The organism is Nocardia sp. NBC_01730 (genome assembly GCF_035920445.1).
Lineage (GTDB): Bacteria > Actinomycetota > Actinomycetes > Mycobacteriales > Mycobacteriaceae > Nocardia.
In genome coordinates this window covers 4,839,948-4,855,698 of record NZ_CP109162.1, presented here as the reverse complement: position 1 = coordinate 4,855,698, position 15,751 = coordinate 4,839,948, and the positions used below count along the sequence as shown (strand labels likewise).

At 67.8% G+C, this 15,751-nt stretch carries 16 protein-coding genes and 1 pseudogene; 10 read left to right on the top strand and 7 right to left on the bottom strand.

What is annotated here, in order from left to right; all coding sequences use genetic code 11:
* Positions 1–92: 92 nt before the first annotated feature.
* Complete coding sequence (gene greA / locus OHB12_RS19755; RefSeq protein WP_327110071.1) at positions 93–587, bottom strand: transcription elongation factor GreA; 495 nt, start codon at positions 585–587, stop codon at positions 93–95.
* 296 nt (positions 588–883) lie between these two features.
* Complete coding sequence (locus OHB12_RS19750) at positions 884–1,354, bottom strand: DUF4307 domain-containing protein (RefSeq protein WP_327110070.1); 471 nt, start codon at positions 1,352–1,354, stop codon at positions 884–886.
* Positions 1,355–1,478: 124 nt separating this feature from the next.
* Here OHB12_RS19750 and mca point away from each other — a divergent pair, with 124 nt between their 5' ends.
* The 3 genes from mca to OHB12_RS19735 all read left to right on the top strand — a co-directional run bounded on the left by mca (position 1,479) and on the right by OHB12_RS19735 (position 3,372).
* On the top strand, positions 1,479–2,345 hold the full coding sequence (mca, locus tag OHB12_RS19745; RefSeq protein WP_327121273.1) for a mycothiol conjugate amidase Mca: 867 nt from the start codon (positions 1,479–1,481) through the stop codon (positions 2,343–2,345).
* Positions 2,342–2,623, top strand: a complete 282-nt coding sequence (locus tag OHB12_RS19740) for a hypothetical protein (RefSeq protein WP_327110069.1) — start codon at positions 2,342–2,344, stop codon at positions 2,621–2,623. The genes mca and OHB12_RS19740 overlap by 4 nt, the downstream gene beginning before the upstream one ends.
* Positions 2,624–2,808: 185 nt before the next feature.
* The gene (locus OHB12_RS19735; protein ID WP_327110068.1) at positions 2,809–3,372 is read left to right on the top strand and encodes a TIGR03086 family metal-binding protein; all 564 of its coding nucleotides are present in this window, start codon (positions 2,809–2,811) and stop codon (positions 3,370–3,372) included.
* A gap of 149 nt (positions 3,373–3,521) precedes the next feature.
* On the opposite strand, the gene OHB12_RS19730 is transcribed toward OHB12_RS19735, so the two are convergent.
* Positions 3,522–4,085, bottom strand: coding sequence for a GyrI-like domain-containing protein (locus OHB12_RS19730; protein ID WP_327110067.1), 564 nt, complete (start codon positions 4,083–4,085; stop codon positions 3,522–3,524).
* Between the two features lie 102 nt (positions 4,086–4,187).
* On the opposite strand from OHB12_RS19730, the gene OHB12_RS19725 reads away from it, so the two are divergent.
* Entirely contained in the window at positions 4,188–6,242 is a 2,055-nt protein-coding gene (locus OHB12_RS19725; RefSeq protein WP_327110066.1) for a thioredoxin domain-containing protein, read from the top strand.
* A gap of 11 nt (positions 6,243–6,253) precedes the next feature.
* Here OHB12_RS19725 and trhA read toward each other — a convergent pair whose 3' ends face one another.
* Positions 6,254–6,877 (bottom strand): PAQR family membrane homeostasis protein TrhA, encoded by a 624-nt coding sequence (gene trhA / locus OHB12_RS19720; RefSeq protein ID WP_327121271.1) that lies wholly within the window; start codon positions 6,875–6,877, stop codon positions 6,254–6,256.
* A gap of 215 nt (positions 6,878–7,092) precedes the next feature.
* Here trhA and OHB12_RS19715 point away from each other — a divergent pair, with 215 nt between their 5' ends.
* Both OHB12_RS19715 and OHB12_RS19710 read left to right on the top strand, forming a co-directional pair.
* Positions 7,093–7,872, top strand: coding sequence for an isoprenyl transferase (locus OHB12_RS19715; protein ID WP_327110065.1), 780 nt, complete (start codon positions 7,093–7,095; stop codon positions 7,870–7,872).
* A 144-nt stretch (positions 7,873–8,016) separates the two neighbouring features.
* Entirely contained in the window at positions 8,017–8,628 is a 612-nt protein-coding gene (locus tag OHB12_RS19710; RefSeq protein WP_327110064.1) for a hypothetical protein, read from the top strand.
* Positions 8,629–8,634: 6 nt separating this feature from the next.
* Here OHB12_RS19710 and coaA read toward each other — a convergent pair whose 3' ends face one another.
* The gene (gene coaA / locus OHB12_RS19705) at positions 8,635–9,567 is read right to left on the bottom strand and encodes a type I pantothenate kinase (protein WP_327110063.1); all 933 of its coding nucleotides are present in this window, start codon (positions 9,565–9,567) and stop codon (positions 8,635–8,637) included.
* A gap of 181 nt (positions 9,568–9,748) precedes the next feature.
* Between coaA and OHB12_RS19700 the strand changes: the two genes are divergently transcribed.
* The gene (locus tag OHB12_RS19700; RefSeq protein WP_327110062.1) at positions 9,749–10,945 is read left to right on the top strand and encodes a DUF885 domain-containing protein; all 1,197 of its coding nucleotides are present in this window, start codon (positions 9,749–9,751) and stop codon (positions 10,943–10,945) included.
* 440 nt (positions 10,946–11,385) lie between these two features.
* Here the strand turns inward: OHB12_RS19700 and OHB12_RS19695 are convergent.
* Positions 11,386–11,514, bottom strand: a pseudogene (locus OHB12_RS19695) (thioesterase); the annotation flags it as partial.
* A 182-nt stretch (positions 11,515–11,696) separates the two neighbouring features.
* On the opposite strand from OHB12_RS19695, the gene glyA reads away from it, so the two are divergent.
* Positions 11,697–12,992, top strand: a complete 1,296-nt coding sequence (glyA, locus tag OHB12_RS19690; protein ID WP_327110061.1) for a serine hydroxymethyltransferase — start codon at positions 11,697–11,699, stop codon at positions 12,990–12,992.
* A gap of 281 nt (positions 12,993–13,273) precedes the next feature.
* On the opposite strand, the gene OHB12_RS19685 is transcribed toward glyA, so the two are convergent.
* Positions 13,274–14,470: an FAD-dependent monooxygenase gene (locus tag OHB12_RS19685; RefSeq protein WP_327110060.1), complete on the bottom strand. Its 1,197-nt coding sequence runs from the start codon at positions 14,468–14,470 to the stop codon at positions 13,274–13,276.
* A gap of 114 nt (positions 14,471–14,584) precedes the next feature.
* Between OHB12_RS19685 and OHB12_RS19680 the strand changes: the two genes are divergently transcribed.
* Both OHB12_RS19680 and OHB12_RS19675 read left to right on the top strand, forming a co-directional pair.
* Positions 14,585–15,331, top strand: a complete 747-nt coding sequence (locus OHB12_RS19680; protein ID WP_327110059.1) for a TetR/AcrR family transcriptional regulator — start codon at positions 14,585–14,587, stop codon at positions 15,329–15,331.
* Positions 15,328–15,747 carry a limonene-1,2-epoxide hydrolase family protein gene (locus tag OHB12_RS19675; RefSeq protein WP_327110058.1) on the top strand — a complete coding sequence of 140 codons (420 nt, stop codon included), beginning with the start codon at positions 15,328–15,330 and terminating at the stop codon, positions 15,745–15,747. Before OHB12_RS19680 ends, OHB12_RS19675 begins: the two co-directional genes overlap by 4 nt.
* Positions 15,748–15,751: the final 4 nt, after the last annotated feature.

The following is a 15,751-nucleotide window of genomic DNA, read 5'->3' as shown; positions in this document are numbered from 1 at the left end:
ACGACATGATGAAGCGGCCGCACCCGGTGATCGGGCGCGGCCGCTCGTGTCCGCGGGGGAAGTATCGGCCGGGGGCGCCACGGCCGCGAGCGTCAGCTGTGGTAGGGCTCGGCGCTGAGCAGCGTGACTTTCATGATGTTGCCGTTGGGCAGCGTGTATTCCCTGGTCTCGCCCACCTTGGCGTTGATAAGCGCGCCGCCGAGCGGGGAGCTCGGCGAGTAGGTCTCGAGCTTGGAGTCGCTGAGACCCTCTTCGCGGGTGGCGATCAGGAAGGTTTCGGTGTCGGACTCGTCACCGTCGTAGTAGACCTTGACGACCGAACCGGGGAGCGCGACGCCGGACTTGGTGGGTGCGACGCCGACCTTGGCGTTGTTCAGCAGCTCCTGCAGCTGGCGGATCCGCGCCTCCTGCTGGCCTTGCTCCTCGCGCGCGGCGTGGTAACCGCCGTTCTCCTTGAGGTCACCCTCTTCGCGGCGTTCGTTGATCTCGGCGGCGATGACCGGACGATTGGCGATGAGCGCGTCGAGTTCGCCCTTGAGCCTGTCGTGCGACTCCGGGGTCAGCCAGGTCACTTGCGTCTCAGTCATCTCGATCACTCCCTAGTAGTTGTTCCCGGCAGGCCGGGATTCCCTGAGCACCGGTGCGTGCCCACCCGTAGGTGGGCACGCACCAGTCGACGGCAGGAGCAATCCTGGGAAGTTCATCGAACCCCTACAGGCCCAGGTTTCGGGCGAACTCGCAAGCCCGAACCGACAGCGCCGGCCGCCAATGCAGCAAACACGGCTCCGAGCCCCGGAACCGTGTATCACACCATTTTAGCATGAATCACAAAAGTGCAGGTCGGAGTTAATTTCGAGGACTGCTCGCGCGAAAAAGCGGCGGATCAGCCTGCCCGAAGATAGCCGGGTACCTGACCGCTGCACGCGTAAATGCTGCCCGACACGGGGCGAGCGGACGAGCGCACGGTGGTGGTCAGCTCGACCGTGCCGCTGGTCGATGGTTCGACCAGCACCTCGCGGCGGCCGAGCTCGGAGCCGTCGCGCGCCATCGCACGGACGAAACACACCACCGGCTGCGCGGGGTCCTTGCGGGTGACCTTGAGCCGGACCGTCATGGTCGAGTCGTCGACAACGGTGTACCCGAGTTGCTCGGCGTCGATGTCCTCCGGACCGTACTTCTGGTAGCCCAGGTAGGCGACACCGAGCCCGGCCAGCACCACCAGCATGCCCAAGACCAGCGGAATCCACCAGCGGCGCACCGGTGGTTTCGTGCCGTACCGGTCGGCGGGCCGTCGGGTCGGCGCCGGAGCCGCGGCCGTCGTGTCACCGCCGGTTTCCGGCGCGGGCTCGGTCATCTGTAGTCGCTCCCGGGGGGTAAGTCGGAACAAATGTCGATCGAATGGAACTATAGGGAACGAAGACCAGACGCCCGCGACCGAGAGCGATGAGGTGAACAAAAACGTGAGTGGCCTTCGCCTCATGGCGGTGCATGCCCACCCCGACGACGAATCCAGCAAGGGTGCGGCGACGACCGCCCGCTATGCCGACGAAGGACACGACGTCCTCGTCGTCACGCTGACCGGCGGAGAACGCGGAAGCATCCTCAACCCGGCCATGGACACGCCGGGCGTCTTGGAGCGGATCAACGAGATCCGCCGTGAGGAGATGGCGGCCGCGGCCCACGCGCTCGGCGTGCGCCAGCAGTGGCTCGGTTTCGTCGACTCGGGCCTGCCGGAGGGCGACCCGCCGCCACCGGTGCCCGACGGCAGCTTCGCGTTGGTTCCGCTGGAGGAGGCCACCGAGGCGTTGGTGCGGGTGGTGCGGGAGTTCAAGCCGCATGTGATCACGACCTACGACGAGACCGGCGGCTACCCGCATCCGGACCACATCCGCTGCCATGAGGTGTCGGTCGCCGCGTTCGAGGCCGCCGGCGATCCGGAGCGCTTCCCCGACGCGGGCGAGCCGTGGACGCCGTTGAAGCTCTATTACGACCACGGGTTCAGCATGCGGCGGATGGAGGTGTTCGCCGACGAGTTCGACCGCGTCGGCGAGCCGTTCCCGCTGCAGGAGTGGCTGGATCGGATGCGCAAGTTCGCCGCGGAGCGCGGTGACATACTTTCGCGGGTCACCACGCAGATCGAGTGCGCCAAGTACTTCCCACAGCGCGACGACGCCTTGCGCGCCCATGCGACGCAGATCGACCCGAACGGCGCGTTCTTCGCCATTCCGATAGAGATGCAGCAGCGCCTGTGGCCGACCGAGGAATTCGAGCTGGCCCAAACCCGGGTGCGCACCGCGCTGCCCGAGACCGACCTGTTCGCGGGCATCGAGGACGAGCGGCTGTGACGCTGGTTCTGCTCGCCCAGACGCCAGGCACACCGACCGGGCCCGAGTTCGGCAAGGCATCGCCGCTCGGGCTGGTCATCATCCTGATTCTGCTCGCGGGCACCTTCTTGCTGGTCCGATCGATGAACCGGCACATCAAGGGCCTGCCCGCGACCTTCGAGCCCGAGCACCCCGAACCGGACCAGGAGGCCGACGAGGGGACCGAGCACGGTATCACGCGCCGGCCGGGCGAGGAATCGAACGACGCGGACTCCGAGGGGCGCACCGAGTCCAGCTGACCGGCGCAACCGCTGCTGAGCTGCCCGGCGGGCCGGGTGGCTCCCGCGCAGCCCACTACTTTCCGCGGTCGTTCGGAAGCACACCACTGGCAACCATTTGGGCGCAAAGTGGTGTTCGCAATATCGCGCGCCGGTCGGTGTCCTGTGTTACCAATTCAGCGATACCGCTCGACCGAAGGAAGCTCATGGACAACGTGATCGGACAGATCGACCGCGCACTGGACGCGACCGGAGCGATCGTCGCCGCCGTGGGAGACGCGGGCCTGGCCGCGCCGACGCCGTGCCCGGATTGGGATGTGCGGACCGTCCTCAACCACACCGTGGGTGGCATGCATCTGTTCGCGGCCGCGTTGAGCGGCACGGATGCGGGCGCCGACCACGAATCCGACTGGCTCGGCGGCGATCCGCAGGGCGCGTTCGCCGCGGCGGCGGAGGTGGACCGCGCCGCGTGGCATCGGCCGGACGCGCTGGACGCCACGGTGGGCATTTCGCTGGGCGAACTGCCAGGGCCCGCGGCGGCGCTGGTGCATCTCACCGAGGTTCTCGTCCACGGCGTCGATATCGCGGTGGCCATCGACCGGCCGGATCTGGCCGACGACGGGTTGTGCGGCGAATTGCTCGCCACCATGCAGGCGATGGGCGGCATCGATTCCTTCCGCGCGCCTGGCATTTTCGGGCCGGAAATCGTCGTCGCCGGGGATGAACCGGCGCACCGTCGACTCTTGGCCTACGTCGGGCGCGAGTATTGACCCGGACTCCGTAGTCGGCACCGACGAATCACGGGGTAATGCGTAGCAGGAGTTCGCATTGCCTCGCGCGTTTGCGTACCTCTCCCGAGATTCGGTCGATGAATACCGACGCAGAGCAGAGATGATCGGTCTATCGGTTCGGCCTTCCATCATCGGGTGGTCGGCCGGCGCACCGGGTGGCGCAGGATCGTCTTCGTCGTCGCGCCGGGGGATCTGCGCGGGTCGGACAGGTAGATCTCGTGGTGGCGTCCGTTCATCGCCCATCCCTCGGCCGCCATGAGCGCGTCCATCCGCGCCAGCGTCTGCGGCTCGGTCGCGTACGGGCCGACATGCAGTGCCTGGATTGCCTCGCCCTCGGTGATCCGCTCGAACAACGCCCCGGCCACCATGTCGGCGGTGACCACCTCAGGCATGCGAATCATCAGCTTCCAGTGCCACTGCTCGCGCGGCACCGACAGCGGTGGCACATCGGACTCGACCCACCACAGCCCCTCCAGCTTCGGCACGACGAAGTCGCGTCCCGCGGTTCTCGCGGCTTTCTTGGCCCCGTACGCGGCACGGTAGAGCGTTTCCACGGCCGCGGAGTAGACCGGTCCGCCGGGCGACCCCGATCCGTCGACGGTCACGTAGTCGTACGCCGCGAAGGTCCGCAGCACCGGCTCCGCGCCCGCACCGTAGTAGTACTTGTCCTCTCGTGCCAGATCGATCTTCATCACCCGACCTTCTTCCCTCCCGCCACCGGAGAGTCAAGCGAGACATGGTGGCCGCGCCGCCCGTGCCCGCTCAGCCTGGCCGAGAGGCCGTACGGTGGAGCTATGAACCGGCTCGGCAACGCGACGTCTCCGTATCTGCGCCAACATGCGGACAATCCGGTGCACTGGCGGGAGTGGGACGCCGAGGCGCTGGCCGAGGCGCGGGAACGGGACGTGCCGATCCTGCTCTCGGTCGGGTACGCGTCCTGCCACTGGTGTCATGTGATGGCGCACGAGTCGTTCGAGGACGCGGCGACCGCCGAGCAGATGAACGAGAACTTCGTCTGCGTGAAGGTCGACCGGGAGGAGCGGCCCGATCTCGACGCGGTCTACATGAACGCCACCGTCGCGATGACCGGGCAGGGCGGCTGGCCGATGACCTGCTTCCTCACACCCGGCGGTGAACCGTTCTACTGCGGCACCTACTACCCGAAGTTCCCGCGCGGCGGGATGCCGTCGTTCACCCAGCTGCTCACCGCGATCGCCGACACCTGGCACACCCGCCGCGACGAGGTGCGCCAAGCGTCCACACAGGCGGCCGAGGTTCTGCGCGCGCAGACGGCGGTGCTGCCCGACGCGGATCTGACGATTACGGCCGAGCTGCTGGACCACGCCGTCGCCGCCGTGCTGCGCGACGAGGACGACAAGCACGGCGGGTTCGGCGGTGCGCCGAAGTTCCCGCCGTCGGCGCTGCTGGAGGGGCTGCTTCGGCACTGGGAGCGGACCGGCAGCCGCACGGTGTTCGATGTGGTCTCCCGCACGGCCGAGGCGATGGCGCGCGGCGGGATCTACGACCAGCTGTGCGGTGGTTTCGCCAGGTACTCGGTCGACTCCGCGTGGGTGGTGCCGCACTTCGAGAAGATGCTCTACGACAACGCCCAGTTGCTGCGCGCCTACGCCCATCTGGCGCGGCGCAGTATGTCGGTGCTGCCGGAATCGTTGTCGCACCGGGTGGCCAGGGAGACTGTGCGGTTCATCGTCGAAGACCTGGGTACCGAACAGGGTGGCTTCGCCTCCGCCTTGGATGCCGATACCCATCTGGAGCCGGGCGGCCCAGGCGTCGAAGGCGCGACCTACGTATGGACGCCCGCCGAACTGACCGGCGCGCTCGGGCCGATCGACGGGGCGTGGGCCGCCGAATTCTTCGGCGTCACCACCGCGGGGAACTTCGAACCGGGCACGTCGGTGCTGACCAGGTACTCCGAGCCGGTCACCGAGAAGGACGACGCTCGCCTGCAGCGCATCGGGGTGGCGCTACGCGCGGCCCGTTCCCGCCGTCCCCAACCGGACCGCGACGACAAGGTGGTGACCGCGTGGAACGGGATGGCCGTCACCGCGCTCGCCGAGGCCGGGTCGGCGCTGGGCGAGCCGGACTGGATCGCCGCCGCCGTACGCTGCGCGCGCTTCCTGCTGGCCGAGCACGTTGTGGGCGGACGCCTGCGCCGCGCCTCGCTCCGCGGTGTGGTCGGCTCCGCGCCCGGCATCCTGGAGGACTACGCGTGGCTGGTCACCGGTCTGCTCGCTCTGCACCAAGCCACCGGCGAGCTCGGCTGGCTCGAGGACGCACAACGGTTGCTGGACAAGGCGATCGAGCATTTCGCCGACCCGGACGCGCCGGGCAGCTGGTTCGACACCGCTGACGACGCCGAGACACTCGTCGCTCGGCCACGCGACCCGATCGACGGCGCCACCCCCGCCGGCGCCTCCTCGCTCGCCGAAGCCCTGCTCACTGCCGCGGCCGCGAGCGACCCGGAGCGCGAGATCCGCTACCGCGATCTCGCCGACCGCACACTCGACCGCGGGGCGATCGTCTTGGCGCGCGCGCCACGGTCGGCAGGTCAGTGGCTCGCCGTCGCTGAGGCGGCCCTGCGCGGGCCGTTGCAGGTCGCCATCGCCATCGCCGAATCCCTCGACCGCCCAACCGAACTGCTCACGACAGCCCGCGTCGCGGCGCCCGGCGGCTCCGTGGTCCTCGCCGCCGCCCCGAACGCGGTCCCACTCCTGGCCAACCGTCCATTGATCCGGGACACCGACGCCGCCTACGTCTGCCGCGGCTCGGTCTGCGACCGCCCGGTCTCCACCCCGGAGGACCTTCGCTCTGCGCTGCAGCGGATCTGAAGACCCGCAGTTCAGCGCAGGACCACGAGCCAGACCGCCGCGTAGTGGGTGAGCGCGGCGAGCACCGTGGCCGCGTGGAAGAACTCGTGGTGTCCGAATACGGTCGGCCAAGGGTTCGGCCACTTGGTGGCGTAGAGGATCGCGCCTCCGCTGTAGATCAACCCTCCGATCAGCAGCAGCATCAGTGGCGCGATGCCGATCTCGTTATTGAGTTGGCCGGCGACCGGGACGATGGCCCAGCCGAGCAGCAGGTACAGCGGAACACCGACCCAGCGGGGCGCGGTCGGCCAGAGCAGCTTCAGCGCGACTCCGGCCAGCGCACCGGCCCAGACCACGATCAGCAGCGTCTGTCCGGTGCGTCCGGGGAGGCCGAGCAGGGCGAACGGTGTGTAGCTGCCCGCGATGAACAGGAAGATCATCGAATGGTCCGCCCGCTTCATCCGGATGCGGGCGCGCGCGCTCGGCCAGGTCACCCGGTGGTAGATCGCGCTGATGCCGAACAGCGCGCACACGGTGACGCCGTAGACCAGTGTCGACCATCCCGCGGTCGCCGAGACCGTGGCCGCCTCGGTGACCAGCACGACGGCCGCGACGGCGGCGATGCCGACCGCCCAGGTGTGGATCCAGCCACGCATGCGCGGTTTGCCGAGTGCCGCCACGAGTGATTCGCCCGCCGAGGTGGGTGCCGCGACCAGTGCCGCGTCAGGGGTGCCGACCGGTTCGGACACGAGGTACCTCCTAGGTATACCAGCCAGTAACCTACGCAGCCGTAAGTTTGAGTTCATCGCCACTGTACCGGGGTCGCGCGGTCGGTGCCGAGATCGCGCCGGTGAGGCGTAGGGTTGCCCGGGTGGAACTTCCGAGTCAGGTGCGGGGTCTGCCGTATCGCGTCTACGAGGCCCGGCTGTCCAAGCAGCTGGCGGGCAAGCGGCATCCCCGGCACGTCGCGGTGATGTGTGACGGCAATCGCCGGTGGGCTCGGGAGAACGGTTTCACCGATGTCAGTCACGGTCATCGGGTCGGCGCGCTGAAGATCGCGGAGCTGGTCGGCTGGTGCGAAGCCGAAGGCATCGAGATGGTGACCGTCTACCTGCTCTCCACCGAAAACCTGCAGCGTGATCCGGACGAGCTGGAGACGTTGTTCGAGGTGATCACCGACGTGGTCGAGGAATTGTCGGCGCCGGAACGGAACTCGAGTGTCCGCATCGTCGGCTCGCTGGACGGCTTTCCCGAGCTGATCGCCAAGCGGTTGCGTACCGCGGCCGAGTGCACCGAGGAGCGCGGCGGCGTGCACGTCAACGTCGCGGTCGGCTACGGAGGCAGGCAGGAGATTGCCGACGCGGTGCGCTCGCTGGTCCGCCAGGAGATCGCCGCGGGCGAGACCGGCGAGGATCTGGTTCAGTCGATCACCGTGAACGCCATCGGCCAGCACCTCTACACCTCCGGCCAGCCGGACCCCGACCTGGTCATCCGCACCTCCGGCGAGCAGCGACTGTCCGGCTTTCTGCTGTGGCAGAGCGCCTACTCGGAAATATGGTTCACCGAGGCGTACTGGCCGGAGTTCCGGCGGGTGGATTTTCTGCGGGCGCTGCGCGAATACGCCGCGCGCCATCGCCGCTTCGGGGTCTGATTCGATCTTGGTGCCGTGAATTCGGCGCCGACTCCGCCCTTCTCGCGTACCGTGCGGTCTCATGAGTGAGTGTAGCGAGCGGGTAGTGGGTACAGCCGAGCATCGCTCGGTCATGACGGAGCCGAGCGTCAGCGAGGCGTAGGGATGGGCGCGTACGACACTCGGCCCGGCGGGCCGCCCGAGATCGCGCACCAGGGGTCGGGCGACGGCTACATCAGCTACGAGGAGTTCGGCAGGCGTTTCCTGGAGTACGCGGCCTCGCCGGAGCGTATCGCCGGAGCATTCGGCCAGCTGACCGGCACCGCATTCGATTTCGGACCGATCGGGATGGGGCCGGGACGACTGGCGAAGGTGTCCGCCCAGGTTCAGCTGGGTGAGCCACGGGTGCGCCGCCACGTCGAGGAGGCCATCTCGTTCGAGTTGGTCATTCCGCTGGATGTCGACCTGCTTCTCGATCTGGCCGTCGATCGGCATCGCTTCCATGTCGAGGGGACCATCCACCTGCATCTGACGGTGCGCACCGCCGCGCCGTTGCGCGTGCTGATCGACATCGCCGAGCCGCGTCCCGGAGACGTGCACGTCAACGTCGCCAGCGCGACCAGGCGTGGACAGTTGCTGCGCATCCTCGCCAGCGTGGACCACGAGATCAGGCGGTTCGTCGCCCGCTATATCTCCACCGAGATCCGCAGGCCGCACATTGCCGCGGCTCGCGATATCGATGTCGCGCGACGCCTCGACGACGCGTGGAAATTGTAAGCGGAATCACAATTTCCGTAGACGCAGCCGATTGATACTGTGGTCGGCATCCTTGCGCAACACCAAGGTGGCGCGCGGTCGGGTGGGCAGAATATTCTCCACCAGATTCGGGCGGTTGGTGTTGTTCCAGATCTCTTGCGCGGCGGAGGTCGCCTGCTCGTCGGTGAATCCGGAGTAGTGGTGGAAATGTGCGTTCGGGTTGGCGAAAGCGGTCTTGCGCAGCGTGAGAAACCGTTGCACGTACCACTTCTCGATGTCCTCGATGCGCGCGTCGACATAGATCGAGAAGTCGAACAAGTCCGAGACCATCAGCCGCGGACCGGTCTGCAGGACGTTCAGGCCCTCCACGATCAGAATGTCGGGCTGGCGTACGCAGTGCAGCTTGTCCGGCACGATGTCGTAGGAGATGTGTGAATACACCGGCGCGCACACCTCCGCCGCCCCGGATTTCACCTCTGTGACGAATCGCAGCAGCTTGCGGCGGTCGTAGCTCTCCGGAAAACCCTTGCGGTGCATGATGCCGCGGCGGGTGAGTTCCGCGGTGGGATAGAGAAATCCGTCGGTGGTGACCAGGTCGACGCGCGGGTGATGATCCCACCGGGCCAGCAGTGCCTGCAGCACGCGGGCGGTGGTCGACTTGCCGACCGCGACGCTGCCCGCGACGCCGATCACGAACGGTACCTGCTCGTCCGGGTGGGTTTCGCCGAGAAAGGTCGCGGTGGCGGCGAACAGGCGCTGGCGCGCGGCCACCTGCAGGTGGATGAGACGAGCGAGCGGGAGATAGACCTCGGCGACTTCCTCGAGATCGATCTGTTCCCCGAGGCCGCGCAGGCCGATCAGTTCTTCTTCGGTGAGCACAAGGGGAGTCGATTTACGCAGGGTTCGCCACTGTTTCCGGTCGAATTCCACGTATGGACTCGGCTCGCTCATCCGTGCCATTTACCCGACGCTCCACTTCGGCAAACACGCACACTTACCGTGCGGTTCTGGTGAGATTCGGTCTAGCTGTCGCCGCATAGCCGAATTCTGCTCTGCGTCAACATCGTGGGATAAGTGGGGTACCACTAGTAGTTGGTTACCGGGTCGATGGCGCGGTGGTGAGCGGCTAATGTCGGCTGGCATGGAAGCGCATCCGCTCGTGTCCGAATACCTGCGGCTCGGCCTCGCCTTCGACCAGCTCGAGGAAGGGTTCGTCGACGCCTATACCGGTGATCCCGCGCTGCGCCGAGAGGTAGCGAACGCGCCGGCGCCGCAGCCGCGTGCGCTGGCCCGACGCGCCGCCGAGTTGCGCGCCGAAGTGCCCGAAGCCGGGCTGCCGCCGGAGCGCGCCGAATTTCTCGACGCGCATCTGCGCGCGTTGGAATGTTCCGGTCGGAAGTTCGCCGGAGACGAGATCGGATTCGTCGACGAGGTGCGGGCGTATTTCGACGTCGACATCGCACCCGGCGAAGTGGACGACTACCGCGAGGCGCACCGGCAGATGAACGAGGTGCTCGCGGGAGAGGGGCCGCTGGCGGAGCGGGTGGCCGCGCACCGCAAGGCCGACGAGATTCCGCCCGAGCGCTTGTCCGCCTGCGTCGAGGCGTTCTCCGGCGCGTTGCGCGAACTGGTCCGCGCCAGGTATCCGCTGCCCGACCACGAGCACGTCACCTACGAGGTCGTCGGGGACAAGCCCTGGTCCGGGTTCAACTACTACCTGGGCAACTACCACTCCCGGGTCGCGATCAACTCCGACCTCAAACAGCACATGGCGCACCTGCCACACCTGATCGCCCACGAGTCGTACCCGGGACACCACACCGAGCACTGCCGCAAGGAGGCCGGGCTGGTCGCGGACGGGCAGGCCGAGCAGACGCTGTTCCTGGTGAACACGCCACAGTGCCTGATGGCCGAGGGTCTCGCCGATCTGGCGCTGCGCTCCATCGTCGGCCCCGGTTGGGGCGTCTGGGCGCAGGAGATCTACGCCGACCTCGGCCTGCGCTTCGACGGCGAACGGGCCGAACGACTCTCGAACGCTTCGGCCGAGTTGCTCGGCGTGCGACAGGACGCCGCGCTGCTGCTGCACGACCGCCGGCGCACCCACGACGAGGTGGCGGAGTTCTTGCAGACCTGGAGCCTGGTGACGCCGGATCGGGCGCGGCAGTCGCTGCGGTTCCTGTCCTCGCCGCTGTGGCGGGCCTACATCTCCACCTACGTGGAGGGGTATCGGCTGCTGGGCGGATGGCTCGATCGCGCGGTCGACGCCGACGACCGGGCCGACCGGTTCCGCAGGCTCCTCGACGAACCGCTCACGCCCGGCGCTGTGCGCGCCCTGTGACCGGCGCGGTGACTTCGCGCGGACCGTCTCGAGGTGGCCCCGGCTACCGGCGTGCGAGGTGCCGGGTCGGGTTCTGTCGGCACCTCGCACCGGCACCTGACCGGGCGCGGTTGTCGGGCCTGGCGTCGTTCGGCTGCGGAACCGGCGTCGGTACGGGCCGCGACGGTGTCTGCCCGCCCGAGGATGTCACGCGGGCGGGCGCACTACAGGATGACCGCGCACCCTTGTCCACCGGCGGAGATGGTGCACAGCAGTTGCGAAAGGGTGCGCAGCAGCGCCTCGACCGGGGAGTTGGGCACCGAAATCACTGTGATCATGTCTGTTCCTTCGCAAGATGATCGCGAGTAGATGTCACCTGGTAAACCGGTTGGGCCGCACCCTCTCGTTACGGCTCGTCGGGCCCCGTAAACCTGTGTCCCGAATGTTCGGGGCCCGCGGCATCAGCGGTTTCCGCGGAAGATGACGCACGTGGTCGTGGCGTGCGCGACCAGCCGCCCCTGTTCGTCGACCACACGTCCCTCGGCGGTCGCGGTGGTGCGGCCGACGTGGATCGCGGTGTCGGTGGCGACGAAATCCACCCGCCCGCTCGAAGACGCGCACAAGCACCTCACAGTGCTGTTGGAGAACTCCTGCCCGTGGGTGAGCGCGACGAAGCGCCGGGGTGAGTTCCTGATCACAGCCCGCGGGCTGATTCCGGACGGCGGATGAACCCCCTGCTCGGGAGCGGGCATCCGGCCCATAGACTGAGCCGGTGACGCAGACGACCGCCTCTGTCAATTCCCAGTCCCTCGGTGAGCTCGATCCGGAGCTCGCCGCCGCGATGGCAGGCGAACTCGCCCGCGAACGCGACACCCTCGAGATGATCGCCTCCGAGAACTTTGTGCCGCGCGCGGTGCTACAGGCGCAGGGCAGCGTGCTCACCAACAAGTACGCCGAGGGCTATCCGGGGCGGCGGTACTACGGCGGCTGCGAGCACGTCGACGTCGTCGAGACGCTGGCGCGTAACCGCGCCAAGGAGCTGTTCGCCGCCGACTTCGCCAATGTGCAGCCGCATTCCGGTGCGCAGGCGAACGCCGCGGTGCTGATGGCGCTGATGGAGCCGGGCGACAAACTGCTCGGTCTCGATCTCGCGCACGGTGGTCACCTCACCCACGGCATGCGCCTCAACTTCTCCGGCAAGCTCTACGAGGTGCACTCCTACGGGGTGAGCAAGGAAGACCACCGCGTCGACATGGACTCGGTGCGCACCATCGCCCTCGACGCGCGCCCGAAGGTGATCGTGGCGGGCTGGTCGGCCTACCCGCGTCATCAGGACTTCGCGGCGTTCCGCTCGATCGCCGACGAGGTCGGCGCCTACCTGTGGGTGGACATGGCGCACTTCGCCGGTCTGGTCGCGGCCGGGCTGCACCCCTCGCCGGTGCCCTACGCCGACGTGGTGTCCTCCACCGTGCACAAGACGCTCGGCGGTCCGCGCTCCGGCCTGATCCTGGCCAAGCAGGAGTACGCCAAGAAGCTGAACAGCTCGGTGTTCCCCGGCCAGCAGGGCGGGCCGCTCATGCACGCGATCGCCGCCAAGGCGGTCGCCTTCAAGATCGCCGCGACCGAGGAGTTCAAGAACCGCCAGGAGCGCACCCTCTCCGGCGCGAAGATCCTCGCCGAGCGCCTCACCGCCGCCGACGTCAAGGACAAGGGCATCAGCGTGCTCACCGGCGGCACCGACGTGCATCTGGTGCTCGTCGACCTGCGTAACTCCGAGCTCGACGGCCAGCAGGGCGAAGACCTGCTGCACGAGATCGGAATCACGGTGAACCGCAACGCCGTTCCGTTCGACCCGCGTCCGCCGATGGTCACCTCCGGCCTGCGCATCGGCACCGCGGCCCTGGCCACCCGTGGGTTCGGCGACACCGAGTTCACCGAGGTCGCCGACATCATCGCGACCGCACTGGCGGGCGGCTCCGACGTGGACGCGCTGCGCGCCAGGGTGAGCAAGCTGGCCAACGACGTTCCCCTGTACGACGGCCTGGAGGACTGGCACCTCCTCGGCTGATCTGTCACACCGTCACCCGGTATGCGAGTGTTCGTGTGACGACTCGATTTCAGGCTGCTGTTCCTAGCGGAGCGGCGGTCCCCGGCTGGGCGGGGTTGACGTTTCATCGCCACCCGCCTTCCCCATCCCGGTGGTGGGGCGGGTCTTGCGGTCGGCTCCGCGTCCTTGTCCAACCGTGACGTCGGCGGCCGGGATACGGGCCGTCCACCATCGCCGCCCGGGAAGCCGGCGGCGGGGTGTTGTGCGCCGAAGCGGCCGCGGTGGCCCTTCGGTCGACGGTCTCAGCTGATGTCCGTCGCGCCGACCAGCGCCGGGTAGTCCCGCAGGTCGATGGCGTTGGCGGCGTTGTCGCTGTACTTCAGCATCAACGTGAACATCCGGGAACCGAAGAACCAGTTGCGCAGCTTGATGCCGCGCGCGGTCTTCGGTGCGAGGAAGCGGCCCGCGTTGCTGTTGCCCGTGATCTTGGCATAGCGCTTCATGATCTCGTTGTAGCGGGCGAAGGCGATCGTGTGATCGCCATCGGCGGTGGCCAATTCGCCCGCGATGACGTACGCGCCGACCACGGCGAGCCCGGTGCCGAAGCCGCCCAGCGTGTTTCCGTACGCGGAGTCGCCGACCAATGCGACGCGCCCTTTGGTGTAGTCACCCTTCATCCGGACCTGGCTGATCGAATCCAGGTAGCAGTCGTCGAAGTCGGCCACCTCGTCGAGCATTCGCGGCACCTCCCATGCGACATCCGCGTAGACCTGCTCGATGATGCGCCGCTGGGCGGCGCTGTCGTCGCGGGAGTAGTCGAGCTCGGGCGAGGTGAACATGTACAGCTGCTGTGCCTTCGAGCCGCCGCTGATCGCGAGCTTGCCGGGAGCGTTGTGGCCGTAGGCGATCGCCCGTTCGCGTGGACCCGTCGCGTCCTGGCTCCATGGGCTGGCGCCCGCGACACAGTAGTAGTAACCCAGGTACTTCACGAAGTCCTTCTCCGGGCCGAAAGCCAGCCTACGTACCCGGGAGTGGATGCCGTCGGCGCCGAAAACGAGGTCGAAGGTGCGCGCGGGCCCGTGCTCGAACTCGACGTGCACGCCGTCGGCGGTCTCGGTGAGCGCGCTGATCGAGTCGCCGAACAGGTACTCGCAGTGTTCGGCGGTCCGCTTGTACATGATCTCGGCCAGGTCGCCGCGCAGGATCTCTACGTCGCCGCCGGTGAAGTCACCGGACATGACAGCGAGCTGCTTGCCGTTCTCGTCGACGAAGACGGTGTCGGTGGCGCCGGTCCTGCGCTCCTCGATCTCGGCCAGGATGCCCATCCGCTCCAGGACGGTGAAGTGTGTGTGGCCCTTGAAGTCGATGGCCTGGCCGCCGGGGCGCAGCGCGGGGGCGCGCTCGACGACGGTGACGGCGACACCGTAACGGTGCAGCCAGTAGGCCAGGGCGGGCCCGGCGATGCTGGCGCCGGAAATGAGGACGGTCGAGTTGCGCACGGTGACTCCCTTACGGTCAAAATCAGTGTCCGTCAGATTCTGTTTCCACCGGACATGAATCAGAGTATGATAGACACAGTTTCTCGTCAAGTCGTTATCCGGAAGGATTCGGGCATGCCGACACCTACCGCAGTCGAACTGCTCTGGGGCACTCAGCAGCGCCCCAAGCGCGGGCCCAAGCCCGCACTGTCCCTGGAGGGGATCGTCGCCGAGGCGATCACGCTCGCCGATGCCGAAGGGCTGGTCAATCTGTCCATGCAGCGGCTGGCGGAGCGTCTCGGCTTCACGAAGATGTCGCTGTACCGCTACGTACCGGGCAAAGCCGAGTTGATCGCGCTGATGCTGGACACCGCGCTCGGCGTGCCGCCGGAGCTGCCCTCCGTCGACGACGCTTCGACCGAAGAGGCATGGCGTGGACAGCTTGGCCGGTGGTGCGAGACGCTCTACGAACGTTTCCACGCCCACCCGTGGTCGCTGGAGGTGTCGGTAGGGGTGCGGCCATTCGGTCCGAACGAGATGGCCTGGATGGAGTCCGCGCTGGGCGCACTCGCGTCGACCGGGCTCACGAACGCCGAACGCCTCGACACCATCGTCCTGCTGACCGGACACGCGCGCAGCCTGGTGCAGGTGGTCCGAGTGATCGATGCCGAGGCGTTCGAGAAGCAGATCGCGGCACAGCTCGCCGACATGGTGGCCGCCGCGACCGAGCGTTACCCCACGGCGGCGGCGGCGTTCGCCGAGGAAGGAGCGGTCGTGGGTGGCGAGGGCGCTCTGAAGTTCGGCATCGGACGCATCCTCGACGGGTTGGGCGTGCTCATCGCACGCCGCACCGCAGCGCCCCGGCCTACGCTCGGATCATGACCGGAGAACTCGTGAAACAGGACTCGATCACCACGGTGCGGGAGTTCTTCGCCGCGCTGGAGATGAACGCATCCGGGGAGGCGCTCGACCTGCTGCACCCGGACATCGTCTGGAAGAACACTTCGCTGCCCGACGTGCGGGGCATCAGCCGGGTCGGCGGCGTGTTGCGCGGGCTTGGCCGGGGCTGGATCGGGTTCGCTGTCGACATGCACCACATCGCCGCCGACGGCGACATCGTGCTCACCGACCGCACCGACTACTTGCGCGTTGGCCCGGTGCGCGTCGGGTTCTGGGTGACCGGCACGTTCGAGCTGCGGGACGGCCGAATCATCCTGTGGCACGACCATTTCAGCTGGGAGAATTTCCTGCGCGGCACCGTCGTCGGCCTCTGGCGCGCGGCACTGACCCGCGGCTGAGCGA

What these genes read in the sequence shown, in the direction of transcription:
- greA (WP_327110071.1), bottom strand. Translation starts at nt 587, where the DNA reads ATGACTGAGACGCAAGTGACCTGGCTGACCCCGGAGTCGCACGACAGG.
- OHB12_RS19750 (WP_327110070.1), bottom strand. Translation starts at nt 1,354, where the DNA reads ATGACCGAGCCCGCGCCGGAAACCGGCGGTGACACGACGGCCGCGGCT.
- mca (WP_327121273.1), top strand. Translation starts at nt 1,479, where the DNA reads ATGGCGGTGCATGCCCACCCCGACGACGAATCCAGCAAGGGTGCGGCG.
- OHB12_RS19735 (WP_327110068.1), top strand. Translation starts at nt 2,809, where the DNA reads ATGGACAACGTGATCGGACAGATCGACCGCGCACTGGACGCGACCGGA.
- OHB12_RS19730 (WP_327110067.1), bottom strand. Translation starts at nt 4,085, where the DNA reads ATGAAGATCGATCTGGCACGAGAGGACAAGTACTACTACGGTGCGGGC.
- OHB12_RS19725 (WP_327110066.1), top strand. Translation starts at nt 4,188, where the DNA reads ATGAACCGGCTCGGCAACGCGACGTCTCCGTATCTGCGCCAACATGCG.
- trhA (WP_327121271.1), bottom strand. Translation starts at nt 6,877, where the DNA reads ATGCGTGGCTGGATCCACACCTGGGCGGTCGGCATCGCCGCCGTCGCG.
- OHB12_RS19710 (WP_327110064.1), top strand. Translation starts at nt 8,017, where the DNA reads ATGGGCGCGTACGACACTCGGCCCGGCGGGCCGCCCGAGATCGCGCAC.
- coaA (WP_327110063.1), bottom strand. Translation starts at nt 9,567, where the DNA reads ATGGCACGGATGAGCGAGCCGAGTCCATACGTGGAATTCGACCGGAAA.
- OHB12_RS19700 (WP_327110062.1), top strand. Translation starts at nt 9,749, where the DNA reads ATGGAAGCGCATCCGCTCGTGTCCGAATACCTGCGGCTCGGCCTCGCC.
- OHB12_RS19680 (WP_327110059.1), top strand. Translation starts at nt 14,585, where the DNA reads ATGCCGACACCTACCGCAGTCGAACTGCTCTGGGGCACTCAGCAGCGC.
- OHB12_RS19675 (WP_327110058.1), top strand. Translation starts at nt 15,328, where the DNA reads ATGACCGGAGAACTCGTGAAACAGGACTCGATCACCACGGTGCGGGAG.